At 45.9% G+C, this 25,449-nt stretch carries 21 protein-coding genes; all 21 read right to left on the reverse strand.

The annotated features are described in order from the left end of the window. Window positions 1–81: 81 nt before the first annotated feature. Window positions 82–2,055: an oleate hydratase gene (locus A8806_RS02540; RefSeq protein WP_109729580.1), complete on the reverse strand. Its 1,974-nt coding sequence runs from the start codon at window positions 2,053–2,055 to the stop codon at window positions 82–84. Window positions 2,056–2,210: 155 nt separating this feature from the next. Continuing rightward, window positions 2,211–2,771, reverse strand: coding sequence for a TetR/AcrR family transcriptional regulator (locus A8806_RS02545; RefSeq protein WP_109729581.1), 561 nt, complete (start codon window positions 2,769–2,771; stop codon window positions 2,211–2,213). Between the two features lie 94 nt (window positions 2,772–2,865). After that, complete coding sequence (locus A8806_RS02550) at window positions 2,866–3,786, reverse strand: D-ribose ABC transporter substrate-binding protein (protein WP_109729582.1); 921 nt, start codon at window positions 3,784–3,786, stop codon at window positions 2,866–2,868. Window positions 3,787–3,806: 20 nt separating this feature from the next. Beyond that, window positions 3,807–4,745, reverse strand: a complete 939-nt coding sequence (locus A8806_RS02555; protein ID WP_109729583.1) for an ABC transporter permease — start codon at window positions 4,743–4,745, stop codon at window positions 3,807–3,809. Then, a complete protein-coding gene (locus A8806_RS02560; RefSeq protein WP_109729584.1) occupies window positions 4,745–6,232 on the reverse strand; it encodes a sugar ABC transporter ATP-binding protein in 1,488 nt (495 codons plus the stop codon). The genes A8806_RS02555 and A8806_RS02560 overlap by 1 nt, the downstream gene beginning before the upstream one ends. Window positions 6,233–6,270: 38 nt before the next feature. Continuing rightward, window positions 6,271–6,678 carry a D-ribose pyranase gene (gene rbsD / locus A8806_RS02565; protein WP_109729585.1) on the reverse strand — a complete coding sequence of 136 codons (408 nt, stop codon included), beginning with the start codon at window positions 6,676–6,678 and terminating at the stop codon, window positions 6,271–6,273. Window positions 6,679–6,701: 23 nt separating this feature from the next. Further along, window positions 6,702–7,592, reverse strand: a complete 891-nt coding sequence (gene rbsK, locus A8806_RS02570) for a ribokinase (protein ID WP_109729586.1) — start codon at window positions 7,590–7,592, stop codon at window positions 6,702–6,704. 40 nt (window positions 7,593–7,632) lie between these two features. Beyond that, the gene (locus tag A8806_RS02575) at window positions 7,633–8,628 is read right to left on the reverse strand and encodes a LacI family DNA-binding transcriptional regulator (RefSeq protein ID WP_109729587.1); all 996 of its coding nucleotides are present in this window, start codon (window positions 8,626–8,628) and stop codon (window positions 7,633–7,635) included. A gap of 298 nt (window positions 8,629–8,926) precedes the next feature. Beyond that, window positions 8,927–10,603, reverse strand: coding sequence for a methyl-accepting chemotaxis protein (locus tag A8806_RS02580; RefSeq protein ID WP_109729588.1), 1,677 nt, complete (start codon window positions 10,601–10,603; stop codon window positions 8,927–8,929). 80 nt (window positions 10,604–10,683) lie between these two features. Beyond that, the gene (locus A8806_RS02585) at window positions 10,684–11,598 is read right to left on the reverse strand and encodes an AraC family transcriptional regulator (protein WP_109729589.1); all 915 of its coding nucleotides are present in this window, start codon (window positions 11,596–11,598) and stop codon (window positions 10,684–10,686) included. Window positions 11,599–11,728: 130 nt separating this feature from the next. Continuing rightward, the gene (locus tag A8806_RS02590; RefSeq protein WP_109729846.1) at window positions 11,729–13,567 is read right to left on the reverse strand and encodes an FtsX-like permease family protein; all 1,839 of its coding nucleotides are present in this window, start codon (window positions 13,565–13,567) and stop codon (window positions 11,729–11,731) included. Window positions 13,568–13,577: 10 nt separating this feature from the next. Then, on the reverse strand, window positions 13,578–14,255 hold the full coding sequence (locus A8806_RS02595; RefSeq protein ID WP_109729590.1) for an ABC transporter ATP-binding protein: 678 nt from the start codon (window positions 14,253–14,255) through the stop codon (window positions 13,578–13,580). A 9-nt stretch (window positions 14,256–14,264) separates the two neighbouring features. Then, entirely contained in the window at window positions 14,265–16,184 is a 1,920-nt protein-coding gene (locus A8806_RS02600; RefSeq protein WP_109729591.1) for a MerR family transcriptional regulator, read from the reverse strand. Window positions 16,185–16,406: 222 nt separating this feature from the next. Continuing rightward, window positions 16,407–17,561, reverse strand: coding sequence for an aldo/keto reductase (locus A8806_RS02605; protein ID WP_109729592.1), 1,155 nt, complete (start codon window positions 17,559–17,561; stop codon window positions 16,407–16,409). A 51-nt stretch (window positions 17,562–17,612) separates the two neighbouring features. Next, window positions 17,613–18,236 (reverse strand): DedA family protein, encoded by a 624-nt coding sequence (locus A8806_RS02610; RefSeq protein ID WP_109729593.1) that lies wholly within the window; start codon window positions 18,234–18,236, stop codon window positions 17,613–17,615. Window positions 18,237–18,343: 107 nt separating this feature from the next. After that, the gene (locus A8806_RS02615; RefSeq protein ID WP_146203248.1) at window positions 18,344–21,280 is read right to left on the reverse strand and encodes a transporter substrate-binding domain-containing diguanylate cyclase; all 2,937 of its coding nucleotides are present in this window, start codon (window positions 21,278–21,280) and stop codon (window positions 18,344–18,346) included. 166 nt (window positions 21,281–21,446) lie between these two features. Continuing rightward, window positions 21,447–22,010 carry a nucleotidyl transferase family protein gene (locus tag A8806_RS02620; RefSeq protein WP_109729595.1) on the reverse strand — a complete coding sequence of 188 codons (564 nt, stop codon included), beginning with the start codon at window positions 22,008–22,010 and terminating at the stop codon, window positions 21,447–21,449. Window positions 22,011–22,085: 75 nt separating this feature from the next. Further along, the gene (locus A8806_RS02625; RefSeq protein WP_109729596.1) at window positions 22,086–23,318 is read right to left on the reverse strand and encodes a [Fe-Fe] hydrogenase large subunit C-terminal domain-containing protein; all 1,233 of its coding nucleotides are present in this window, start codon (window positions 23,316–23,318) and stop codon (window positions 22,086–22,088) included. 111 nt (window positions 23,319–23,429) lie between these two features. Then, window positions 23,430–23,633, reverse strand: a complete 204-nt coding sequence (locus A8806_RS26495) for a hypothetical protein (protein WP_242995925.1) — start codon at window positions 23,631–23,633, stop codon at window positions 23,430–23,432. A gap of 13 nt (window positions 23,634–23,646) precedes the next feature. Further along, window positions 23,647–24,180, reverse strand: coding sequence for a PD-(D/E)XK nuclease family transposase (locus tag A8806_RS02635; protein WP_109729598.1), 534 nt, complete (start codon window positions 24,178–24,180; stop codon window positions 23,647–23,649). Between the two features lie 352 nt (window positions 24,181–24,532). Next, complete coding sequence (locus A8806_RS02640; RefSeq protein WP_109729847.1) at window positions 24,533–25,420, reverse strand: DegV family protein; 888 nt, start codon at window positions 25,418–25,420, stop codon at window positions 24,533–24,535. Window positions 25,421–25,449 lie beyond the last annotated feature (29 nt).

Genomic DNA, 25,449 nt, shown 5'->3' on the forward strand with positions numbered 1-25,449 from the left:
CGTACTTTCCTCGTATGAAACAAGAATAATAGAGGGAGATCTGCTAATTAAAGCATGGTCTCCCTCTCCTTGTTCACATGGCTACATATTCTCTTTCAGTACATCATGGTCTCTTAACAGCTTCTCTATAACGGTTCCCTTAACAAGACCGATCAAAGGCTTTTTCAATACATTAAGCGGTCCAGGCAGTTCGATCTCGAGCGGGGATTTTCCATCCATCAGTTTTACGGAACTGTCGAGCAGTTCACGGATATCATACACACTTCCCCATACTTCCGGAACGCCCCTGTCGACGCCGAGCAGTCCGTATACTGCTTCCATAGCCGTTCTTACTGAGTATTCTGTTGTGAAAACAGTATCCCTCGGTGTCTCGGCAAATTGTCCGAGAAAGGCAAAGTTCACACAGCCATCCGGGATGACGTCCGGCCTGTCACCTTTTGTCCTTGGCATAAAGAATGCTGTGATGTACGGCATCATGGTCGGTACACATACGGCACTGTTTTCAGCCAGATCAGGAATCAGTTCGACCGGAACACCTAAGTGGAACAGCCATTCTTCGGTAATCTCTTTTCCGGTACATTCTTTCATCGGCTTTTTCACATAATCCCCGGGCACATCTGTAAATAACCCATATACCCAGACGCATACCTTCTCCGGGTCCTGATCCTTGAACTGTCCCTGTCTGTTTATTGTCCAGCTCATCAGCCATTTAGAATCCTTACAGCTTACGATACCGCCTGTAACGACTTTTCCGCTTCTCGGGTCACGTTTACAGATATTTGTAATATAAGGGATAATCTTATCATCCAGTGTTGTAATTGTAGCGGATTCCCAGTTCGTCTTCTGGATATCAGAGCAGAACTTCTCCGGATGTCCGAAGGACGGGTCCTGTTTAGCAATGTTTTTCCAGAGGCTCCAGCATCCGCTGGTCCTTACTTCCGCGTCACCGTTCGGTGCATGATTCTGATCGCCATAAATTGTTCCCTCCGTACAGCTGCCGTTTGTCACGAATACAAGGTCATTTTCGGTCAGAAGGATTCCTTTTTCAACGCCCTTCACTTTACACTCAATAGCTGTTGCGACTTTTTTGCTGCCTTTGCAGTCAAAGATAACATTCGTCACTTCCGTGTTGAACTGGAAATCAACGCCTGCCTTTTCCAGATATCTCTGCATTGGAAGAATCAGTGATTCATACTGGTTGTATTTTGTAAATTTGAGGGCGCTGAAATCCGGCAGGCCTCCGATATGGTGGATAAATCTCTGGAAATATAATTTCATTTCCAAGGCACTGTGCCAGTTCTCGAATGCAAACATGGTCCTCCAGTACAGCCAGAATGTAGAATCAAATACTTCTTCGTCAAACACATCTTCGATCGTTTTATCGTAAAGGTCCTCGTCTTTTGTCATGAAAAGTTTCATGATCTCCATGCAGCCCTTCTGGCTTAAGTTGAACTTTCCGTCCGTATGTGCATCTTCTCCCCTGTTCACCGTTGCCCGGCACAGAGAGTAATTCGGGTCATGTTTGTTCAGCCAGTAATACTCATCTAATACGGAGACATCCGGCGTCTCGATGGAAGGGATGCTATGGAACAAATCCCACAGGCATTCGAAATGATTTTCCATCTCTCTTCCGCCCCTCATGATATAGCCGCGGGTGGAATCGTATATGCCGTCACAGGCTCCTCCTGCAATATCCATCGCTTCCAGTATGTGAATGTGGGAGCCCTCCATCTGGCCGTCCCTCACGAGGAAACATGCTGCTGCAAGGGATGCGAGTCCGCTTCCTACGATGTACGCATTTTTTTCATCCACGCCTTCCGGCTTCTCCGGACGGGCAAATGCTTCATAGTTTCCGTTCGTATACCGGATTCCTTTACTATTTTTCTCGTCTTTTCCACGCTCTGTATTTCGGTATTCGTTTTCCTCTAATACAGTTGCTTTTTCTTTATTTTCGTCTTTTTTATTTTCTCTTGATTTCTTTGCATATAATGCAGCTGCACCTGCACCTACTGCAATTGCAGAAGCAACACCAAATTTTGTTCCTTTTTTTGCCATAGCTGTTACCGCCTTTCTGAAGTATCTTTTTCTTTGCTACAGCTACATCATAGTCCTGAAGGTTCTATCCCGCAATTTACAAAACAGGGGATTTGATAAAAAACTTATCAAATCCCCTGTTTTGTATAATACATGTAACTGTTCGGGTTTAAGAATCATGAACGGCTGCTGAAATTCTGGATAGAGTTTGCTATATTTCCTTTCAGGGTAATGCTGAGTTTATCCGTGATATCCCCATAATCCTCCTTCATCCCGTCCTTAATCCAGTCCAGCATGATTCCCACGAACCCGTATTTGTAAAAATCTGCAATGAAGGCCATTTCCTCTTCCGTAATATCAAGCCCCGCTGACTTCTCCTCCACAACACCGATCAAAAGGCTGTGGGTCAGCTTGAACAGATAATTCTCGATCTGCTCACGGCTGAGCGTACGGTACACGTTCATGATAAAGGGCTTATTTTCAATGACAGCCTCAAAAATCTGCTGCAATCCTTCCTGCCATGTATCATAAGTTTTCTTTCCCTGAAGCGCCCGTCTGGCATCCTCCAGGCATACCCATTCTATCAGGTCATATATATCTTTAAAATGATAGTAAAAAGCCATGCGGCTGATTCCACAGTCATTCGTTATATCGCTGATTGTAATCTTATCCACCGGCTTTTGCAGGAGCAGTTTTTTCAAAGACGTTTCCAGTGCATATTTTGTTGTATTTGACATGATGAACTCCTTCCTCTTGGCATCGCAAAATAGATTGCTTACCTGAATTGTACACAATTTTTATGAAAAAGGAAAGAGTCCTCTCTTACATTATCTACTTAATCAATTCCACTTCTACCGGGATGGATTTTTCCACACTCTCACCGCTGATCATCTTCAATGCTGTCAATACGGCAGTCTCTCCCATAAGCTCCGGCTTCTGTGCAACCGTTGCTGCCATCTTTCCTGCCTTTACTGCTGCCACTGCATCATCAGTCGCGTCGAAACCGACTACTTTGATGTCCTTCCCGGATGCGGCGATTGCCTCTACCGCTCCGAGTGCCATCTCATCATTGTGTGCAAATACACCCTTGATCTCACCGTCGGACTGCAGGATATTTTCCATAACGTTCATCCCCTCTGCACGGTTAAAATTTGCGGACTGGCTTGCCACAACGTCAAAATCCTGATCCGCTACCAGATGGAAACCATCTCCACGGTCAATTGTTGCGGATGCACCCGGAACGCCCTGAATCTCCGCTGCCTTCGCGCCTTCTCCAATCAGTTCCTTCAGGTACTCCGTTGCCATTTTTGCACCCTCCACGTTATCAGATGCAATCTGGCAGTCCACTTCCGCACCGTTTACCACACGGTCCACAGAAATGACTTTGATCCCTTTTGACAGCGCGTCTTTTACGACAGGGCCCACTGCATCAGAATCTACCGGATTAACGATCAGCACGCTCACGTTTCTGGAAATCAGATCTTCGATGTCACTTGTCTGCTTAGCCGCGTCATCTCCGGCATCTACGACAATCAGATCTGCATCTTCCTCTGCCGCTGTTTCCTTTGCCCCGTCGGAAAGGGATACGAAGAACGGGTTGTTCAGTGTGGATACGGAGAATCCGATTGCCCCGCTTCCCTCCGATACAGTTCCCGAATTATCCTCTCCGTCTATTGTGATTGCATTGCATCCTGTAGCTGTAAATAAGACTGCACATGTCAGTACTGATACCATTAATTTCTTTAATCTCATAACTTTCACCTTTCCTTTCTCTAACGCTTGCGGTCTGACAGTACGGCAACGAGGATGACAAGCCCCTTGATGACGTCCTGATAATAGGATGAAACGCCTAAGATATTCAGTCCGTTATTCAATACTGCAATGATCAGCACACCGATCAGTGTCCCGTATATTTTTCCACGTCCGCCGCTCATACTTGTTCCGCCAAGCGCTACTGCCGCGATTGCATCCAGTTCATATCCGTCACCGAGTGTCGGCTGTGCGGAACCGAGTCTGGAGAGCAGGATCAGACCTGAAAGAGCTGCCATGAAACCAGAAATTGCATACGCTATAATTTTCGTCCTGTGAATATTGATCCCGGCGAGTTTTGCACACTTTGCATTGCTTCCGGTTGCATAGATTGCACGTCCGAAAGTTGTTTTCTGCAGCAGGATGTAAAATCCGATAAAAATAAGAAGCAGCAGGATAACTGGAATCGGAATATGGTAGAAATTCCCTTTCCCCACAACTTTCAATGTAAAACTGTCTCCAAGGTTGGAAATCGGCTTTCCATTTGTAAAAATCATTGTCAGGCCGCGGTAAACTGTCATCGTAATTAATGTTGCAATAAACGGCTGGAGCCTTCCTTTTGTTACAAGTACACCGCTCACACAGCCGAGCAGGATCCCGATCACAAGTGCAAGGAGCATTGCCAGACCTACCGGCACGCCGCTTACGATCATGCCTGCACACAACGCGGTCGAAAGGGCGAGCACAGAGCCGACTGAAAGGTCGATGGCATCTGTCAGGATGACACACGTCATGCCGAATGCGATCAGTCCGTTGATGGAAGACTGGCGCAGCAGGGATAAAAAGTTATTCCATGTTCTGAATTCAGGGCTTACACAGCTGATTCCCACTACAAGCAGAATCAACGCGATCAGGGCGCCCAGATCCTGGGCATGATTTAAAATTTTCTTTTTCTCATTCATTAGATTGTTCCTCCTGTTGCTAACGTCATAACATTTTCCTGATTTGCTTCCTCTTTGCTTATAATTCCTCTGACAAGGCCTTCACGCACTACCATGACCCGGTCGCTCATCCCGAGAACTTCCGGCAGTTCAGAGGAAACCATGATGATCGCCACACCCTTTGCCGCCAGCTTATTAATGATTGTATAAATCTCCTTTTTTGCACCAATATCCACACCACGTGTTGGTTCATCCAGAATGAGGATTTTCGGGTCTGTATAAATCCATTTTGCAAACACAACCTTCTGCTGGTTTCCGCCGCTTAAGTTGTTACATTCGTGATCCGGTCCGAAGCATTTAATGTGGAGTTCCTCTATCGCCCTGCTCACCAGATCTGCCTCTTTTTTCTTCTTTAAAAATACTTTCCGGCTGGATACTTTATCCAGATTGGCAAGTGCAACGTTTGTCTGAATGCTTTCTTCCAGCATCAGACCTTCTGTCTTTCTGTCCTCCGTGATAAATCCAATTCCGTATTTCATTGCCTGCATAGGTGATTTAATCTGTACTTCTCTGCCTTCAATCAGGATATGTCCGCTGTCATAGGAGAGGTTTCCGAATATTGCCTGCATAATCTCCGTACGCCCGGCGCCCATGAGTCCTGATACCCCAAGCACTTCACCCGCACGGACTGAAAAGCTTACGTTCTGGAAAATGCCCTCTTTTGTAAGGCCTTCCACACTAAGTATTTCTTCTTTTATTTCACAGCTTCGTGCAGGATAGCGCTCCCCGATCTCACGCCCGATCATCATCTTGACAATCTCATTCATGTTTGTATCCGGGATGTTCTTCGTTCCCACATAGGTTCCGTCCCGCAGCACGGAGATACGGTCGCAGAGTTCAAAAATCTCTTCCATACGGTGGGATATGTAAACGATGGAAACGCCTGATTTCCGAAGCCCCTGAATGACTTCAAAAAGCACCGCTGTCTCGCTCTGAGTAAGTGCTGCCGTCGGCTCATCCATAATAATAACTTTGGCATCCACCATCAGTGCTTTGCAGATCTCTATCATCTGCTGCTGTCCGACAGACAGATTGGACATCGTTTCTGCCGGGGAGATGGATACTCCCAGCCTGTTCAATGCTTCCTCCGCCTTTTTCCTCATTGCTTTGGAATCACAGAGGCCGAATCTTCCTTTGATCTCCTTCCCCATGAAAAGGTTTTCCTCCACAGTCAGATCAAACAGCACGTTTAATTCCTGATGGATAAATACGATTCCGTCCTTCTCCGCTTCCTGAGGATTCCTGTAGTGGACCTCTTTCCCATCCACATACACTTCCCCGGCATCCTTTGTATATACGCCGGTCAGTATCTTCATCAGTGTGGATTTTCCGGCGCCATTTTCCCCCATCAGCGCATGGACTTCCCCGTCACCTAAGACAAATCCGGCATCTTTCAGAACCTGGTTAGATCCGAAAGCTTTGTCAATTCCTTTCATTTCTATCTGCATACTTCTTCCTCCTAAAGGTCCTCCGCATCCGGCTGCTGTTAAAACAGGCAGGCTGACTGCAGGATGATATTTGCATATGGTGTTGTCTCTCCGGTCCTGATCACGGCCTTACATGATTTTGTTCTTTTTTTCAGTTCTTCATGAGAAACAAACTCTGTTTTGAAACCGGTTTCAAAAGTGGCAGATAATGACTGTATTTCATTCAAAACCTCTGGATTCTTTTCTTTGATTTCTTCCGCAAGTACTATTTTTTCAATCTTCATGTCTGCGGACACAGCTTTGAGCACATCCATAAAAGACGGCATGCCTTTTACAAGTGCCAGATCAATACGTTCCGTCTCCTCCGGAACCGGAAGTCCGCAGTCCCCGACTGCAATCGTATCTGTATGCCCCATATAGGAGAGCACCCTTGAAATATCTGCGTTTAATATTCCTGATTTTTTCATCACTTTTCCTCCTTTCTTTCCTTCTATATCCTGTTAAGCTCTGCCGTTACTTCTTCGAATGTCGGCATGCCGCCCTGTGCCCCAAATTTTTCTGTAGAAAGGCTCGCTGCAATATTTCCAAATCTCAGAGCGTCTTTTACACTCTCACCTTTTGCAATCTGTACGGTAAATGCCCCGTTCAATGTATCTCCGGCACCTGTTGTGTCTACAACTTCCGCCCTGCGTGCAGGAACCAGCAGTACTTTTCCTTCTGCAAGGCACATGCTGACACCTTTTGCCCCCTGGGTGATGAGAAGTTTCTCCGGATATTTCTGAAGAAGTTCTTCTGTCGGAATTTCTTCGCCGAAAATAATCTTTGCCTCATGCTCATTCGGAGTCAGATAGGTAACCAGATCAACGATCTCCTTTTTCACCGGTCTTGCTGGTCCCGGATTGAGCACTACCTTTACATTGTTTTCGTGACAGAGGCGGATAACATATTCATTTGTCTCCTGCGGTATCTCATGCTGCAGGACTACGACCTCAGACTGGAGCAGTTCCTCTTTGATACTATCCACATATGCTTTATCCACACAATCATTCGCTCCAGCCACCACGATGATCGTGTTATCATTCTCCCCGACCGTAATCAGGGCAATCCCCGTCGGTACACCGTCCACAGCACGGATATTGTTTGTCTTAACCCCCATGTCCTTCAGATTCTGAACCAGTTCTTTCCCTGCACTGTCATTCCCGACGCACCCGAACATTTCCACATCCGCGCCCAGCTTCGCCATCGCCACTGCCTGATTCGCCCCTTTCCCTCCGGGAATATACTTTAAATCCTCCCCTTTGAGAGTCTCACCCTTGAGCGGAATCCGTTCCGCTTTTACTGTCATATCCATATTGATGCTGCCTACCACTGAAATCTTCATACCATTTCCTCCCTGCTTATGTTACTTAGGCCTGGTCCTTTCAGGCCTTAGTTACCTTGTTTCTCGTTGTTTCCCGCTGAATCAGTTTGACTTCAAAGATGTTTTTCTGAGGTACTTCTTTTCCTTCGATATGGTCAATCAGGATCTGGGCCGCCTTTGATCCCATCTCTGTGATTGGCTGGGCTATCGTCGTGAGTTCGGGGGTCATCAGCCTGCTCATGATGATATTATCAAACCCGATCAGCTGGATATCCTCAGGGACCCTTTTCCCATGTCTTGTCAGTATCTTGTAGGCCGAGATTGCAGCCATGTCATTCGCAGCGATGATTCCGTCTGCATCTGGATATTCCCTCAGAATTTGTTCTGTACTCCTCAATCCGTCTTCATAATCATACAGACAGTCCACAAATTGTACTTTTACATGCTTTTCCCTGCATATGTCCAGATATCCTTTATACCGGTCCCTGCCGCTGGACAGATTCTGTGGTCCGCGCATTGCCACGATGTTCCTGCAGCCGGCGTCCAGCATGTGTTCCATGCCCATGCGGCCTCCCTCATAGTTATCGGAAATGATGCTTGCCACCTCATTTTTATGCCTTACCGCACGGTCCAGTACAACAACCGGAATCCTGGCATCCGCTATCTGGTCGAATATCTCCTCCTCATTCGTCAAAAGGATGATTCCGTCCGCATTCATCCTCCCCAGAAGTTCAATGCTGTTCTTTTCTTTTTCAAGGTTATCGTTGGAACTGCAAAGTGTAAGCCTGTAACCGCGCTCATATGCTTCTCCCTCGATTGCCTTTGCCATCTCATTGAAGAATGGGTTCTCGATATTCGGCACGATCACACCGATCAGGTGGGCCGATTTCTTATATAAGGTCCTTGCAGCTTCATTTGGTTTGAAACCGGTTTCCTGTATAACCTGCTGTACACGCTGTTTTTTTACTTCATCCACATTTGCCGTGCCGTTCATTACTCTTGATACAGTCGCCGGAGAAACACCGGCCAGCTTTGCAACATCTCTTATACTAATCATTCAAGTCACTCCATTCATCACTTCATGTGTATTTTACCTTTTGAAACCCGTTTCAAGCCTGATTTCATTATATGTTTTGTATATTATTTTGTCAATCCATTTTACATCATTCATATTTTTTTGGATGTTTTGTATATTTTTAAGCATATTTACCGACTGAAACCTCCTCAGGATTTAGTCAAAACATACAATACTCAGACTTATCACAAGTCCAGATACCGTATCTCATCCTCAGTAAATTAAATATGCATGCCATCGCGATCTGCGGGACATGCATATCCTTTCATTGCCGGTTCGGCTACTCTACTTCAAAATGGCTTACTAATTCCATTAACAGCTGTGCCTGACTGGCCAGTTCTTCGCTTGCCGCAGCACTTTCTTCCACCGTAGCAGAATTCGTTTGTATAACATCTGCGATCTGATTAATGCTCTCCCTGATCTGCCTGATGGAGACTGCCTGGTTTTCAGAGGCTGTTGTAATATGGCTTACAGATTTATTTACCTCCCCAACCCCCTTTACCACTTCTGTCAGTGACCGGTCCATCTCACTTGCCAGTTCCTTTCCCTTTTTAGCAGACTGGATACAATTTTCAATTAGCACCCTGCTGCTTTTTGATGCATCAGATGTCTTTGCAGCCAGACTGCGTACCTCATTTGCAACTACGGAAAACCCCTTGCCTGCCGCGCCGGCACGTGCTGCTTCCACACCCGCATTTAATGCCAGAATATTAGTCTGGAAAGCAATGTCTTCAATAGTTTTGATAATTGCCCTAACCTCATTGGAACTCCTGCTGATATTCCGGACAGCGTCCATCATATCCTGCATATGCTCCCCGCTTACTACAGCATCACTTCCGACAAGGGCTGCTCTTTGATTGGCCCTTGCAGCATTTTTCGCATTCTCTTCAACCTTATCAGATAAATCATTGATCGAGTTGGATATCTCTTCCGATAATGCCGCCTGCTCAGATGCTCCCTGAGCCTGAATCTGAGCACTCGAAGCAATCTGCTCGGATCCGGAAGAAACCTGGTTGGAAGACTGCTGAATCTGACATATTGTCTCACTTAAGTCACCCTTGATCTTTTGAATGGAATACAGAACCTGCTCCAGATCTCCCACGTAGTATTCTTCCGCACTGCTTTGTATCTGGAAATTCCCTGAAGCCATTTCATTTAACAGATTGGATTCATCCTGAACGATTCTGGCCAACAAATTCATTACATACCGCATGTCATCTGCCAGTTTCCCAAACTCATCCTCCGATTGATATTCGATTTTAATATCGGAAAACTCTCCTCTGGACAACTTCTGTGCAGCAGTCTCCAATTCTTCAACAGGCTTTGTGATTCCACGTGTAATGTAGACAGCAAAAACTATGCTGATGGCGACACTCATGCAGCCTAAAACCAGTATCACTATTACCGTATTCCGCTGCCTGTCTTTCAGCGCGCTGATTAACTGTTCCCCTTTCTGATTGCCATTCTCAATTAAGCTGTTTAACTCCACCTTCGCCTTATTAATCACAACACGATTATTTTTTTCCATATATGCAGCTGCTTCATCATTTCTATTTTCGGCGGCCAGCGCAAGAACATGCTCCCTCATGGGTTCCAGTTCTGTAAATGCTTCTTCAAGCCGCTTTACAATCTGTTCGTCACCCAGAAAATGTTCTTCTATCACCGGTAACTGCTCCTTTATGGCGGCAGATGCATCTTTCGCATTCTGCTTTGCATCCTCTATAATCTCAGGATCGGTATTTGACATAGTCCGGTAAACTGCCTTCTGCATTTTTTCAAAATTAGAATTAATGATATATGCACTTCCTTTTACGAGAAAAGGGCCCTCATAAAAGGTTTGGATCTGGTTTCCCAAACTTACAAGATTCATAATGCTGACAACCGTCCCCATAATCATCAATCCGAGTACTACCGCATAAGAAACGATTAATTTCTTCCTCACCCTCAAGTTTTTCACTGCAATTGCCTCCTGTGTAATATGTTCTATTGTAACATATCAGGTACCCCTTATCAAGGAATACAGGGAGGTCAAATGCGTCAAATGCCTCTTTCCTTCACCCAGATTTCCATACATGGGCATTCTGCAACATCCTTATAGTATTTTTCAGCCGAAAAGGGTTCTGTCACAATCCGGCGGTTTTTCAGCCATATTTCGAATAAATATCTATTCGCCTGATTTAATGCTGTTGTAACAAGTTCCACGAATGATTCCGCTTCAATCCTGCATACGATATATTCACCTGCCGGCAATAACCGCTTAACCATGCCATTCCTCCCTGCCTCTGCGTTTACGGCCCTGCCGCCTGCAAAGTAAAGAAATGTACCTGTTTCAAAGCTGGCCGAATGAGACATTCCAAGTTCAATACCACCATTGATTACATCTTCCGCCCCTGTTTTCTTCTCATGGAATTCACGCCACAGTTCCCCGGGGACATCGATCCCGGTACTTTCTCCGGCCGGGACCTGCCCGGCAATGCTGACCGCCTTTTCCAGTCCCAGATACGGCTCCGGCTGATGCAGGACCTGTCTCTGTATTTCCAACACGATCCCATCTGCAATAAGCGGAACATTCTCGTCTGCCATTATATAATTCATGGAAAGCTGCGGCCGGTCAAAAGTATTCAGCATAGGCTGTGTCTTCCTGTACTCCTCCGGTGTGATCTGATAGGTCTCTCTGAAAGCTCTTGTAAAGTTCGCATGATCGGAAAAACCATAATCAAGCGCCGTATCCAGAATTTTTCTTTTTATATCCTTTAGGTCTTCCGCAGCCCTGGCCAGACGTCTGAGTTTTATATACTCCTGGACCGTTTTTCTCACAAGACGTTTAAACAGTCTCTGATAATAAAACAGAGATAATCCGGCAATACCGGCTAATGTTTCGTTCCTTATTTCTTCTGCCAGATGTTCTTCTATATAATCCAGCGTTTTGTCCATTGTTTCCCACGTATACATGATGTAATACCTCCTAAATTTATATTAATCACAGTATAGCGGAAATAATCACCCGGGGCTTGTCACACAGTGCTGTTTTCTCACATACCTTGCCGTACAGCAGAAGTGCACACCACGGTGTGAACCGAATTTACTGTTCCTCTAAGCTGCCAAGCAGCTGAAGGGGTTCCTTCTTTAAACTTTCTTTCATGCAGCAGGAAGAAATCAGTAATGCAGCGACTAACAGCCCTCCGCCTGTTCCGGCCGCCAGAACGGGGTCCGGTTCCGGCCAATAGACCTTTTCTTCTTTTGTATTCTCTGTAATCAGATTGCTGTAAGCCGTATCAAAGACCACCTCCGTATCTGCCTTTTTTGCAGCTGTTTCTGTCGCTTTCCAGCCCGCTGTACTTCCCAGAATACTTCCAGCTGCGGCGAGTACGAGAATCCCGGTCAGAATAGATCTTGAACACTGCCGCTTCGTCCTTCCAAGCAGCCGTTCCACCGCAATACGTTCCTGCTGTCCGGTTATAAACAGGTTGGCGAAGAACAGCAGTATCATAACAGACATCACGCAGCCGCTGACCAGAAATATCCACGACATCAGCATACGGTTCTCAATCCCTTCCTTCAGCTGGCTGTAGCCTTTATCGTAAAACGTGATCTTTAAGTCCTCAATCCCTTGCCTGTCCCATTTGTCCATGAACTCCTGTATGGTGCCGTTGGGAATCTGGAAAGATGTCGTAGCCCCTCGCATCCGGCTGAAAGCAGCGATATTATCTTTCCATGAATCTTCCGGGACCGCGTTCCAGGGGATCACTGCTTCATAGCGCCCGATCCCGTAAGAGCCGGTGCCGGTATCCTTTATCGTATAGATTCCCACGATCTCATAATCCTGTTCGTTGAATACAGAGTATATCTCTCCCTGTGCATTCAGAAATGAAAAGCTAAGTCCCCCGCCGCCTTTTCCTGAAAATGTATCTGTAGGCGCCTGTGCGTAATTTGCATAGTATAACGGTAGTGTCAGCTTATCCCCCAGAGATTTTCTAAGCAGTAAAGCCAGTGTATCCGGGATCAGGCATACCTTCTTCCCACTCTGGTATTCTTCCTCTGTGATATCACGCCCCTCTGATATCACCACCTCGTCCCGGTAAAAGGGCATCAGAAGCTTTGTACCGTCGACCGGCTGGACAGGAATCGTATGATCATAACAATCCTGTTCCTGAGAAACTGCAAGCCAGCGTTGTCCCCGTTCTGTCTCATAGAACCCTTCCGTCACCTCATCGTATACCGGGCCTTCATTCGCTTCGTCATATACACGCTCTCCATCCAGTGTATATTGCGTTGAACAGATCCCATCGGTGATCTGGTACTCTGTGGTAAATTCATCTACTGCCTCACCGTCCGGCCTGCCGTGGACAGCCCCGATCTGGCTTAACTGCATGATATAAGTCTTTCCCGCCACAAATTCATCCGGGTCGGGGTTGGAATGTTCACAGACATAGACGACGTCGCTGCCGTTTAAATTCCCCTCCAGTACCCTTAATACCCGCATTTTTAACGAATGGTCTGCCACTGCTGTCTCCTCAGGGGTCACTTCCACTGTGATCATCCAGTCATGTCCGACTCCCTCATACAGTTCTTTTACATAAGCGCCGAAATATGGACGCTGCCGCGGTTTCAGCTGATAATCCGCCCCTTCAAAGTCCAGCACATCCTCACTAATTCTGTCCCCATAAACAGGGCCTTTGAAATACCTGTAGGTTTTTAATCCTGCATCCCAATAAGACACGGTCCTAGAACCGACAGCCGTCTGTTCCACAGTTCCTATTGTTGTAAAAATCTTCTCAAACTCCTGCATTCCAGTTCTGCTCATGTTCCACAGGTTTCCGCCCAGGGCCAGAAAGAATGCTGATATTCCGATGAGAAAGAAAAACAGGAAACTTTTCAGAGGGCTTCTGAGCATCTGTTTCATGCTATAATAAAATGTCATGCCATACACCTCACTGTTCTTCTATTGATATCATTTTCCCGTCCTTCATTCTCATTTTAACGTCTGCCCCGGCCGCAATGTAGGGATTATGTGTCACAATAATGACTACATAATCTTTTTCATGCGCCAGTTTCAGCAGTAGTTCTACAATATTCTCCTCGTTCTCCGAGTCCAGATTCCCGGTTGGCTCATCAGCGAGGAGAATCTTCCCTCCTGCCGCCATTGCCCTTGCAATCGCAACTCTCTGCTGCTCACCCCCGCTCATCATCTTTGGATACTGCATCAGTTTCTTCCCGCTTAATCCTACTTCCTCCAGACATTCTACCGCTTTATCTTTTGCCGCTTTACGCGGGATTCCCTGAAGCTCCATTGGATACATGACATTTTCCCATGCAGTCAGAAGTGGAAATAAATGAAATGCCTGATATACTACGGAGGCCTGCTTGCGCCTGTATGCATCCCGGTCGATTTCCGCCAGATTCTCTCCGTCTACAAGAATCCTGCCCTCTCCGGGCTGGTCCAGTCCTGCGAGCAGAGACAGAAATGTGCTTTTCCCGCTCCCGGATTCCCCTGTCACCGCATACATCTTCCCAGATTCAAATGTACAGGATACCTTTTTTACCGCTTCAATCGTCTGGTATTTATTTTGATAAAAATAGCTGATATTTTCTACTTTAATTCTCTCCATATATCCCTCTCAATCTCTGTGTGATAACACAGCCGCAACGCTGAATCTTCCAAACATCCACATAGCCGCAGCCGTTCCTGCTGCATAGCAGGCCAGAAACAATACCCATACCAGCAGTGCATCCCTGATATCTGACGACCGGAATAAAAGTCCCGCCAGTGCTCCGGCCGCGCCGCCTGCTGCGGCCAGCAGAAAGTGTTCTGTAAAAAACAACAGGCTGCACCGTCTTCTGCCTGTTCCGAGTGCGCGCATAATGGCATATTCTTCCCGCCTTCCCTGCAGTAACAGGTGGGGCACGATATATCCAAGCATCACCACGACCAGGAGTACAAACGGAAGGAACCCTTCCAGCAGCGACAGACTCTTTTTCAGACTTGTAACCGTATCTATGAAGACTGCATCATCAATTTTCAGACCGGCACCCGCAAAGGAGGCGGGTGATCCCTGAATCACAGACTGAAGCCCCGCATCCTTCAATTCCTTTTTTAATGCATTGAGTTCCATTGGATCCTTTACAACAAAAGACAGAGAAGATGCAAAATATGTTTTGCCGCAGTCTTCAAAAATCTGCTTTCCCATTTTGAGAGGCAGAATCACGTCCGGTACATCTGTCTCCTTATCTACATTGCTGAAATCACCGATACCGACAACTTCCATACTCACAGTCTCAAGGGGTTCCCTTTCCAGACTGACACCTGCCATATTCTGCCGATACCGTTCCAAAGAAAAGGAAAGCGCATCTTTCATTTGTGCCTGTCTCTCTTCGGAAAATGTCGCATTCACGATACAGACATCCCTGCTCTCCTGAAACTTCTTCCAGTCCCAGCCGTCTGCCCATGCAATATCCTCTTCTGAAAATTCTTCAACAGCATCCGTACGATTCATGCCTGTAAGCATATATAAATCGGATTCTTCCCCGCCAGAATCCTGAAGGTACCCCAGAAATTCCACTCCTTCTGCAATCTGTTTCGTATGGGAGGACCCATAGACCGTATCCAGTACCCGCTGTGGGATAAATAACCCTGACTTGAGTTCTGCACAGACGTTCCAGACCTGGGCTGATACAGTAAGTTTTTCGGGCAGCTCCTTTAGCTGCAATTTTGCGCTGTTAAGATTTCCGAGATAAAAGGACATGACCAGAACAATCAGCAGGCTGATCACTCCATTCAGGATACTTTTCAGCCGGTGCCGCCGGATATTGACAGAAACCGTGTGCACTCCCTGAAAAAACATTCTCCTTTTTTCCGGAATCTCCCGTTCAATTTTTTCATATTTTTTTCTTTTGCAAACGATCTTCACCACAGCCTTACCTGTCTCTTCATTCCCCTCTAAGATTCTGGCCGCTGTGTAGGTAACTCCTTCCAGCGTAAATTCAGGATACATGCCCGGCTTTATCATCTGGAACTTCACGTTTTGCTCCAAGGCATACTCCCGCAGGGCTTTCTCAAACATCCCGGCCGTATTCACATCCTGTGATGCATAAAACGTAATCTTCCCCTGCTGCTCCTGAAGTGCCACATGCTTATAATCGTCCACAATTCTGGCAAATACGCCTCCGTTTTGAGACATGTTCTCCATCTTTTCCAGATAGCCATCCACATCGATCATTTCTGTTTTTTCTTTATGTATGCTCATGCAGACCTCAACCGCCGCCTGAAGCTGTCTCTGCTGCTTCTGCAGGGCCTCCTGCTGCCGGGCAGCCGCTTCCTTAAGAGATACCTCTTCATTCAGGATACTTTCGATTTCCTTCAACGGCATATCAAGCATCCGAAGCATCTTGATCAGTTTCAGACGCCGGACATCTTCTTTTGAATAATCTCTGTATGCATTCCCTGTCTCCCGGACCGGTTCGAGCAATCCCTGCTTTTCATAATAGCGTATGTTCTGCCTTGTGATACCAGTCAATTCTTCAACTTGTTTTGTATTCAAAGATCCACCCCCTCCTTGTTCACCCGCCCCGGCACACACTTCCTTTTCACTGTTTATAGACGGGTTTTATACATTTGTGCTGCCTGATATGCTTATTTTAAGGTGTATAGCAGGTATACAGTCAAGCTTTTTGAGTAATTCACTTTAAATTTACCCTAAAAAAGAAGCATCTGAACCTTTCAGTCCGGATGCTGTCTTTTTCATTTATAGATCAGGTTAGTTTTATGCTGATGCAGGATCTCCAAATATCCGCTCAGCCTCTTCCATGTTTTTCACAACAGGCACACCGAAAGGACAGCGCTCTTCACAGCTTTTACAGCCGATGCACTCATCCCCCTTATGAAGAAGCCCGTTATAATGTGAGCGGATAGACGCAGGCACCTGCCCAGGTGTAAGACGCGCTATATCGAGATACTTGTTGACCGCGGCGATATCTATTTCAGACGGACAGGGCTGGCAGTGCCCGCAGTAGACACAGTTTCCCTGAAAGTCATTCCTCATGGTCGAAATTACCTGTGAATAATCTTTTTTTTCTTCATCCAGATCGAAATAGCTGACCGCAGACTCCACTTCTTCTATCGTCTGTGCCCCTATCATGACACTTCCGACAGACGGACGTGTCAGGGCATAATGGATGCACTGCGGTACAGTAAGCGGCTGTGCGAACGGTGTATGCTCTTTCGAAATCAGCTTCCCGCCGCCAAGTGACTTCATTACTGTGATCCCTGCCTGCTTTGCACTGCAGATCCGGTAAAGTTCTGCCCGTTTCGGATCCAGCCCCCTGTATAATTTCACCCCCATATCAGTATCCATATGGTCAAATATGGATTCTTCCGACGGAAGCATATCGAATGCCGGGTTGATACTGAACATCATCATTTCCGGGATTCCTGTATTGATCACTTTCGCCGCTGTGACCGGATTATGTGAACTGAATCCGATATGCCTGATATCGCCCTTTTCTTTCAGACGGACCACATAATCAATAAATTCCGTCTCAAAAACATCCTGATAGTCTTTTTCTGTATCAATAAAAAACATCATGCCAAAATCTATGTAACCGAAAATATGAAGCATATCTTCGAAATATTTATTTACCGTCGGCAGGTCACGACTGATATCGTACTGCTGATTCACGTCAGTAGAGCCGATGTGCCCCTGAATCATGACCTGGTCCCGCCTGTTCCCGACCGCCTTTGCGATATTCTCACGTATCTCCCGGCCCGGCATGAACACGTCAAATATGTTGATACCACTGTCAATGGCTGTATTGATTACCTCACTCACCTGTTGGTACGGTTTCCCGTCAAGGTTCTCACATCCCAGACCGATAGCGCTCACCTTTTTTCCTGTCTTTCCAAGTTCATTATAGTACATACACATTTCCTCCTGTCCGGGCAGTTTAAACTGCCCTCAAGCTTTTGTTTTTTATCCCTGTTCTTTACAGGCGATTTTCTTCCACATAAACCGTATAACAAGAAACAGGGCCGCAACAATCAGTACTGCTTTGATAAACGCTGCATATTTCCCTATGTATACGAGCACCACTTCCCATGAGGCCCCCAGAACTGCCCCCAGTGACACAAGGATAATATTCCATACTGTGCTTCCGATTACCGTATAAACCAGAAAGACCGGCATGCCAATGCCAGCCATTCCTGCCGGGACCGAGACGAGGCTCCGGATGATCGGAACACAGCGCCCCAGCAGAATTGCCTTTTTCCCATGTTTATCAAACCATCCAATTGTCTTTTCCACATCTTCCTTTTCAAATCCAAGTATTTTAAAAAGTCTTCCCTTCGTCAAAGTCTCCAGACGCTCCGGATTTAACGCAGTCCCTACCCAGTACAATACAATTGCACCGATTGTAGAACCAAGTGTCGAGAAGATAATCACCCCCGGCACGGTAAGCCGCGTATAGGTCGTCATGAATCCCCCGAAAGTCAGAATCACCTCCGATGGGATCGGGGGAAAGATATTTTCCACCGCGATCAGAAAGCAGACTCCCAGATATCCAAACTGGTTCATGATCTGAATCATTAATTCCTGCATATACTCATCCCTGATTTACATTATTATGTATCTTAAGTATATGTGGAATTTTGAGAATCATTCCCTGCAAATTCATTTACACCGGGATGGTTCAGCATGCTGCATTTTCATTCTTCTGTGCCGTAAAATGTATAGCAGTTGCGTCCGGCATCTTTTGACCGGTACAGCGCCGTGTCCGCATGTTCAAGCAGAACCCCGAGGTCAAAACCGCTTATCATGGATGTTGTAACCCCGATACTTGCTGTAATTTGTACCTGGTATTTCCCGTTACTGTAAATACAGCGCAGTTTTTCCCTGAGCCACTCTACTTTTCTGGTCAGCGCCTCCATCGTAATATCTTTCACGAGCACACAGAATTCATCCCCTCCGAATCTGCCCACTACATCCTGGCTTGAAAAAATGGCCTTTAATGTCTGCGCAGCATCTTTTATCGCCTTATCCCCTTCCATATGCCCAAGCAGGTCATTGATATTCTTAAAATGATCCAGATCGACAAAAAGTACGGCACACTCTTCATCCAGATTCTGCCTTAGATATTCTTTTGACTCACGGCGGAATGCTTCTTTATTATACAGTCCGGTCAGTGGATCCATTCTGGACTTCTCTGCCAGATTCTTCTTTTCTCTCATATCCCGGTCCACATCCCGGATCAGCCCCAGTATCTCCAGCGGATTACCTTCCGAATCCAGCATAATAAACTGGCTGACACTGCACCAGAGGGCCCGTCCGTCTGCCAGCATCAGGCGCACCGTTATATTCGTATCCTCAAGTCCATCCAGCGATTTTCTAAAGTTCTCCGTAAATGCCGCCTGATCTTCCGGATGGACACGCCATATGCTTAAAATCTCGGCCGCATCCAGTCGTTTATAGGTTTGCATAAGTCTCCAGCCAAACTTCCGGCAAAAAGACTCTGAAGTTTTAATTTCCTTTTGTGCAAATTGGATCTCATAAACGATCTGCTCCGTCTTGTCAATCAGCAGCTGGTGTTTTTGCTCCTCCAGTTTTAACTGCTCTTGTATCGCAACCTCCTGTGAAATATCCATGATCACACAATACAGTTTGATCAATCCCTGCTCATCAGCAGCAAGTGTCCCATTAAATAACGCTGGAATATAGGAGCCGTCCCGCCTTCGCACACGCAGCCTTAAAGAAACGGAACCTGCATCTCCCTCATCCGCCTTCTCCATAAGTCCGGCAAGCTGTTCTTTATCATCCTCATGGACATACATCACATAGTTATCCTGCCCTGGCTGTTTCATCCTGTCTGCATCATACTCCAGAAGATTCCAGAAGCCTTCGTTTGCATAGAGAAGGTGCAGTTCCCGGTCAGGCTGGAGAATCAATACACCGCCGTTTATATTATTTGTAATATTCTCCAGCTGCTTTTCACTGTTTCTGAGTATTTCCAGATTTTTCTTTTTTATCCGCATGGAATATGCCGCTGCACAGCCTGCTGCAGCCAGTGCCGCTATAACGGCCATACACATATATTGATAGCGGTATATAAAATCTCCCAGTGTGAACTGGTAGCGTCTCTTTGTTGTCTGGTCGATCAGTATTTTCGATATCTCATCCTCGGTTATGTTATTGATTCCTTTGTTGATCACCTTTATAAGAAGTGGATTGGATAAATCCTCATCCAATGTATCATTGCCCGATTTATAAAGCACGGGAGACAGGCTCTGTGCATCACCGATGCCTTCTGCCGCCAGAGCATTCAGGCTTTCATATCTCGGTTTCTGGAGCAGACGGTCTATGGAATACTGGTTATGCAGCATAGCATCCGCCTCCCCGGATTTCACAGCCTCCAGACATTGTTCCGGCGTCTCATAAGTCACAATATGAAAGGACGGATATGTATTTTTAAGAACGGTTCCGAGTGTCTGGGAGCCTGATACAATTGCCAGCGTCAACTCTTTCTCTGTATCAAATTCTGTGTCCTTTTTACAAACAACTACTTTTTTTGCCTGGAAATAGGGACTGGACAGATGCACCCCCGGACTCTTCGCATTCACACTGTTATACTCCACGCAGGCAATCAGGTCAACGCCTTTCGCCCGCAGATCTTCATAAGTAACCTGTCCGGCGGGAAGTGCCTCGTATTTGAACTTCAATCCTGTATTTGCCGCCACCCGGTCCAGGATATCCCGGGTAATTCCTGCCGTCTCACCGCTCTCCTTATCCAGATAAGATACCGGATCCGTATTCACCGGGCATCCCACAATGAGTTCCCTCATCCCCTGTGCAAATTCGATCTCTTCTTTTGTCAGAATCTCTGCATCAAATACCGGGAAATATCTACTTCTCAGTTCCTGTTCAAACTGGGGCGATTCTACATCGATCTGATACATGGCCTCGTTCAGTCCGGACATAAGAACACGGTCATTCTTATTTGCCATAAAATAATATTGGGAAGTTCCAAATCTCCCCAGCAGGCTCATCGTTTTCTGCGTGCGCATGATATTGTCCACAAGGGCATCGATCTCACCTGCATTCAATGCCTCCACCATAGACTCAAAGTCTTTATAGTACATAATATCAGGTGTGAATTGGTGCTCACTGGCATAAGCTGCAAATGTCTCACTGTGGATAGACCCCTTTTCTACTCCAAACGTCATATGGGAAAATGCCTCAAAGTCTTCATAAATGCATTCATTCGTATTCAAAGCCATGACTGCACCGTACGTCTTCCCCAGTGGAAGTGAGGAAAACAGGAACTCCGCATCCCTTTCTGTCGTAAACTGTGACGGAGAAAGAAGGTCGATCTCACCATTTCTGAGTGCCTCCATTCCCTTTTCCCAACTGGCAAGCCTGACATATTCTATGTTCCACCCGGTAATCTCTGATACCCTTGAAAGATAATCTGCCTCATAGCCTTCTACTTCCCCGTTCTCATTTTCAGCATGGTAATTTTCCAGCGGATAATATCCGACTCTGACCGTCTCTCCCGATGCCACAGCAGCATGACTGTCAAATGCAGCAGACAGGACAAAACAGAAAACCAGTAATGTCAGCAGCACCACGCTATACTTCTTCCTTTTCAAATTCCCCCACACCCTTCCCGTCTTCCGCCCGGATACAAGGCATTCTGAACTCAAAAAATGCCCCGCAGGACTGATATTTACAATGCTTATCTATTTCCATAGTATAGCATATTTTCTGTCCTGCGGGGCATGTTATTTTCCCGTGAATCTCATAAACCAATAATATTTAAATCTGGTCCTCTTCTTTTAATAATCCTGAAATTCTTTCATCTATCTTATGTGTTATAATGTACTCATAGGTCGCTTCCGGTACATACTGCCGCCACTGGCAGTTTCGGCCTATCGCCTGACGGATCATTGTAGAAGATATATGCTTCGGAATGTTTTCCCACAAAACCACGACCGGGTAGCCCATTTCCTCAATCCGGTCTTTTTTGCAGTATCCCCATTCGTCCAGAATCGTGATGAAATGACAGGCATCTTCCGGCACATAGCTTTTTATAAACTTAGGTCTTTCAATAGGATATGGTATGATATCGAATTCCTCCCTTTTTACCCCCGCTTCCAGCAAAGCATTCCTAATGATACACATCCTTTCATAATATGTGCATGGGTTTGCCGCCCGCTTCCCCCTGTTCCTGTCCGCCTTTTCCTCATGACCCGGCACGCCATCCGGGGAAGTTATACCCACCAACAGGTAACTGCACTGATCTTTTGCACTTAATACATACTGTAAATGTTCCTTATGGAAGATCTGAAATCTTCCGCATACTACTCCTGTCTCAACCATGATTTCCTCCTTTATTCTTCCATTAGGCTATCACATTCCCTAACCGGCCCTCCTGTATCAATGCAATATAACATTTTATGAAAAGTCTCTTACCAGCAGTTCACTGTTCTCAATAAAATCTTCGACTGTTGTAAATCCCAGTTTCTCCAGCATCTTCATCACATACGGGTTCTCCAGCGGTGTGGCAAACAATGCCTGGTCACCATATTCATCCACGAATCTTTTTCCTTCGTCTTTATTAAGAATGGCTTTCGGTCCGCCTACACATCCTCCGGGGCACCCCATCCCCTCGAAGAAGTTTGCATCTGTTTCCTGATTCTGTATACGGCTGATCAGCGCCCTGCAGTCCTGAATCCCGTCGGCCTGTTCTGCCCTGACTTTGATCTTTCTGTCAGGACGAAGCTGCCTCTCCGTCTCCCTCACAGCCTCACTTACCCCGCCTGTCCGGGCATAGATTCTTCCTGCACGTGATGAGTGTTCCTTTTCCTGATCTTCCAGTTCCTCCGGATGGATATCCGCCGCTTCGAAAATATCCTGTACTTCCTGAAATGTGAGGACATAATCAACAGCACCGGCAACATCCTTTTCACGGGCTTCGCTCTTTTTTGCCAGACACGGGCCGGCAAAGACAGTCACCGCATCCGGGTGGAGAAGTTTGATCATGCGTCCGCAGGCGACCATCGGTGAAACAGCACCCGGTACATGCGGCATCAATTCCTTATACATCTTCCGGATCATGGCAATCCAGACAGGACAGCAGCAGCTCGTCAGCTGGTAATCCCCTTTTTCCAAAATATGCTTATCAAATTCCAGTGCTTCTTTCAGTGTCAGAATGTCTGCAAAAAGCGCGACCTCCACCATACCTGAAAAACCGAGTGCCCGAAAAGCCGTCCTTAGCTTTCCCGGTGTAACATTTTCTGTGAACTGGCCTAAGAATGCCGGTGCTACCATCATGTAGGCAGGCCCTTTGGCCTCTCTCACTGCCTTCATGGCCGGGAGTATATCCTTTCCCGCCGAGATATTATGGTTCTCGCATGCATCTATACAGACTCCGCAGCCGGTGCAAAGGTTTGGATTGATAAACAATTTCCCGTCACTGCCCTCTTCTATGGCATCAAAAATACAACTGTTCTGGCACGCCCTCTCATATGCACAGTCCGTACACGGTTCATCAAACAGAACCGGGGCATTTCTTTCCGGATGCAGCAGACAATCCAGATGATATGGCTCGTATTCCGGCGGCAGAGGCGCCTTCAATGATACTTTCTGCGCCAGAATATCCCGATAAAGCTCGTCAAATGTCTTCATTCTCAGTTCTCCTAATCTCCCAAATCAAACATATGGAATATTATGGACAACCCGACAGAAAATATTCGCAGCACACTGTATAAAGCTGTTAAATTTAAAGCGCTCATATCATTATCGGCCAGCAGATAAATTCTCCAGCCTTTTTCTCAATTCTGCAATCTGTTTTGCCTGTTCATTTATCTGCTCTGCCTGTTCATTTATCTGCTCTGCCTGTTCATTTATCTGCTCTGCCTGTTCATTTATCAATTTCTCCTGTTCTTCAATCATATATTGTACTGTATTCCTGTCCAATTCCGCCAGTTCTTTTGAATACATCTGCATCACCCTTTCAATATGCCTCCAATTCGCTATCTATAATTTTATTGTGCATGTTTTCCTTAAAGATGTCAAGAGGGATGAGTATATACTCCTGCAGCGTTTCTAATTGGAGCATGGTATCGAATACCTGCTTTGATTTATGTATATAATGTTCCTTTAGCAAATGAAATTCCTGTGTGCTCTTTTCAAAAAACACAATTGTATATACGGTTTTGATATCCCGATATGTAAATTTATTTTTCCGTTCACTTTTCACCCGCTTATACTGTCTTAACAAAGTATCCGCCGAGTAACACGCCACCCTCTGACCTGGAAATGCATAACCGATTTTCTGGATTTCGATATTCGCAAGACTTCCATCATCTAACTCAACAAGCATATCTGTGATCAAAAGGCTCTGCTCATCTGCTATCCTCACAGAGTCATTTGGCAGGACCTGGCATATCCTTACCTTTCTTTTTAAGATCAGTGATAAGATTTCTTCTAATCTTTCCGGATGATATTCCGAACTGAATATTTCCTTGAAAAATGAATCATATAACATCTTTACCCCTCTTGCTCCGGTACAGAAGTCCAAAAATTCTTCCTGCTGCTCGTCCTTTACATCATTCTTTTGTTTTTCTAATTTACGGATTTAGCTTCGAAAACAAAGCACCGAAATAAATAGAAATCTCATGGACTGAATAAGGCCAGAATGCCATCCATTTAAGATAGATTCAGACTACCACTTTCAGAAAAAGCAGTCAATATTTACTTTCTAAAATTTAAATAATAAAGTTTAAATATTTCTAAAATCAAAAAGGAAGCCTGCAGATGATCCTGCAAGGGGAATTGGGCCCCTTGCAGGTTTATCGTACTGACTTCCTTAATTTAGCCAATTCAGGTTATTCCAAGAACTAATGTGTCCTTTTCTCCCCCCAGAAAAACAGTGCCACCGTGCCCGGCCCTGTATGGCTTCCTATCGTTGTTCCCACGCTGTTGATTACGACTTTCCCCTGAAGCTTTGGGAACCGTGATTCAATCATATCTGCCACTTTCCGTGCATCCTCATAACAGTCCGAGTGCGATATGAAGCACTTCTTTGAATAATCCAGACCGCCTTCTGCAAAGAGCTCCATCTTATTCACGATCTCTTTGATTACTTTTTTCTTCCCCCTGATCTTAAACCGGGGAATCAGGCGTCCCTCATCATCCATATTTAAAAGTGGGCAGATGTCCAGAGCGGTTCCAAACCATCCTGAAACCTTCGAAATTCTTCCGCCTTTTACATAAAATGTAAGATCTGAAGAGAAAAACCAGTGATGCAGGTTGAGCCGGTTTTCTTCCACCCAGCTGTAAACCTCATCTATACCCATGCCTTCATCACGAAGATCTGCCAGCCGGTCCATAAGCAGTCCGTAACCGGAAGATGCACCGAACGAATCTACAATATAAATCTTTCGTTCCGGAAATTCCTCTTCCAGCTCCTCTTTTGCTGTCATGGCTGAATTGATAACACCCGATATCCCCGAAGACAGGCAGACATGCAGGATGTCTTTGCCCTGTTTGAGAAAACCACGGAAATACTCTATAAATTCCCCGGCATTCACCTGAGAGGTTTTCGTATCTGCCCCTTCCTTCATCTTCGTATAGAAATCTTTAAATGGCATGCTCTGTCCTAAGTCATCCGCATATTCAACGCCGTCCATATAATAGTGAAAACAGATAAATGATATATCACGGGCTTTGAAATGCTCCGGTGACAAGTCAGCAGTAGAACAACAGCTTAATACATAATCTCCCATCATACATTTCCTCTCCTATCCTATATTTT

It is taken from the genome of Faecalicatena orotica, from assembly GCF_003149245.1.
Lineage (GTDB): Bacteria > Bacillota > Clostridia > Lachnospirales > Lachnospiraceae > Faecalicatena_A > Faecalicatena_A orotica.

Excerpts from the sequence above, each read along its gene's own strand:
- A8806_RS02625 (WP_109729596.1), bottom strand. The coding sequence starts at position 23,318 with ATGAAGACATTTGACGAGCTTTATCGGGATATTCTGGCGCAGAAAGTA.
- A8806_RS02555 (WP_109729583.1), bottom strand. The coding sequence starts at position 4,745 with ATGAATGAGAAAAAGAAAATTTTAAATCATGCCCAGGATCTGGGCGCC.
- A8806_RS02560 (WP_109729584.1), bottom strand. The coding sequence starts at position 6,232 with ATGCAGATAGAAATGAAAGGAATTGACAAAGCTTTCGGATCTAACCAG.
- rbsK (WP_109729586.1), bottom strand. The coding sequence starts at position 7,592 with ATGAAGATTTCAGTGGTAGGCAGCATCAATATGGATATGACAGTAAAA.
- A8806_RS02590 (WP_109729846.1), bottom strand. The coding sequence starts at position 13,567 with ATGACATTTTATTATAGCATGAAACAGATGCTCAGAAGCCCTCTGAAA.
- A8806_RS02585 (WP_109729589.1), bottom strand. The coding sequence starts at position 11,598 with ATGTATACGTGGGAAACAATGGACAAAACGCTGGATTATATAGAAGAA.
- A8806_RS02550 (WP_109729582.1), bottom strand. The coding sequence starts at position 3,786 with ATGAGATTAAAGAAATTAATGGTATCAGTACTGACATGTGCAGTCTTA.
- A8806_RS26495 (WP_242995925.1), bottom strand. The coding sequence starts at position 23,633 with ATGTATTCAAAAGAACTGGCGGAATTGGACAGGAATACAGTACAATAT.
- A8806_RS02540 (WP_109729580.1), bottom strand. The coding sequence starts at position 2,055 with ATGGCAAAAAAAGGAACAAAATTTGGTGTTGCTTCTGCAATTGCAGTA.
- rbsD (WP_109729585.1), bottom strand. The coding sequence starts at position 6,678 with ATGAAAAAATCAGGAATATTAAACGCAGATATTTCAAGGGTGCTCTCC.
- A8806_RS02640 (WP_109729847.1), bottom strand. The coding sequence starts at position 25,420 with ATGGGAGATTATGTATTAAGCTGTTGTTCTACTGCTGACTTGTCACCG.
- A8806_RS02610 (WP_109729593.1), bottom strand. The coding sequence starts at position 18,236 with ATGCAGGAATTAATGATTCAGATCATGAACCAGTTTGGATATCTGGGA.
- A8806_RS02605 (WP_109729592.1), bottom strand. The coding sequence starts at position 17,561 with ATGTACTATAATGAACTTGGAAAGACAGGAAAAAAGGTGAGCGCTATC.
- A8806_RS02545 (WP_109729581.1), bottom strand. The coding sequence starts at position 2,771 with ATGTCAAATACAACAAAATATGCACTGGAAACGTCTTTGAAAAAACTG.
- A8806_RS02635 (WP_109729598.1), bottom strand. The coding sequence starts at position 24,180 with ATGTTATATGATTCATTTTTCAAGGAAATATTCAGTTCGGAATATCAT.
- A8806_RS02575 (WP_109729587.1), bottom strand. The coding sequence starts at position 8,628 with ATGATTAGTATAAGAGATGTTGCAAAGCTGGCCGGTGTTTCTCCGGCG.
- A8806_RS02595 (WP_109729590.1), bottom strand. The coding sequence starts at position 14,255 with ATGGAGAGAATTAAAGTAGAAAATATCAGCTATTTTTATCAAAATAAA.
- A8806_RS02620 (WP_109729595.1), bottom strand. The coding sequence starts at position 22,010 with ATGGTTGAGACAGGAGTAGTATGCGGAAGATTTCAGATCTTCCATAAG.